Source organism: Oleiphilus sp. HI0117 (genome assembly GCF_001635235.1).
In genome coordinates this window covers 1-657 of sequence record NZ_LWGA01000485.1, presented here as the reverse complement: position 1 = coordinate 657, position 657 = coordinate 1, and the positions used below count along the sequence as shown (strand labels likewise).

Below are 657 nucleotides of genomic sequence, written 5' to 3'. Positions count from 1 at the left end.
TATTGTTTTGGCACTGGTGATAATTATCTCTCTCTGGGCGCATGTCTGGCTGTATTTATGGATGAAATTCAAAATGGACGAAGGTGTTATTACTCGCTGTCTAAAAGATGCCTCGGTAGACATGCAGAGTGACAGTATTGCTAAGCAAGTCGAGATGAGCGTCGAGCGAGTTGAGAAAGTTTGCCTCCGCAGCAAAGAGATTCAGGTAGGTGAGGGGCACGAGAAAATTATCTCACTATCAGTCACTGGAATTTAAGCAATAATTCCGTTTCGACTTAAGTGTTCGTCCAGGGTAGTGTGGTGAGGGATAGCCTTGCCTGATACCCAGTTAGCTGCTGCTTGCTCTCCAGTTAATGCTAAGACCTTTTGCTCTTTATCCCACTCGTCATTTGAAGCGCTCTTTAGATAAGCGAGTACGTCGTTGTTAGGGGTCTTCAAGCAAGACTTGATTACCAGTCCAGTAATTTCTTCGTATGTGCCTGGGCCACATTGGCCTGTGTTCGTTATAGCGCGGGTTGCCCCTATAAGGTAGAAAGCGCAGGCTTTTCTCAACCAAGCATACTTTTCGCCATGTATATCTCCATAGCGCTTATTTAGGGGTAGAAGCTGCATACCTGCAAAAACTTGTGCTTCTTTGAGGATAGCCATTTTGTCCTC

At 45.4% G+C, this 657-nt stretch carries 2 protein-coding genes; one reads left to right on the top strand and one right to left on the bottom strand.

Translation table 11 applies throughout. The features are described from left to right. Window positions 1-256: hypothetical protein (locus A3757_RS05535; RefSeq protein ID WP_231878224.1), on the top strand; the 256-nt coding region annotated here is incomplete at its 5' end. Here the strand turns inward: A3757_RS05535 and A3757_RS05530 are convergent. Then, window positions 253-657 (bottom strand): hypothetical protein (locus A3757_RS05530; protein ID WP_231878223.1); only part of this gene is annotated, 405 nt, incomplete at its 5' end. The two genes, A3757_RS05535 and A3757_RS05530, sit on opposite strands and share 4 nt — an antisense overlap.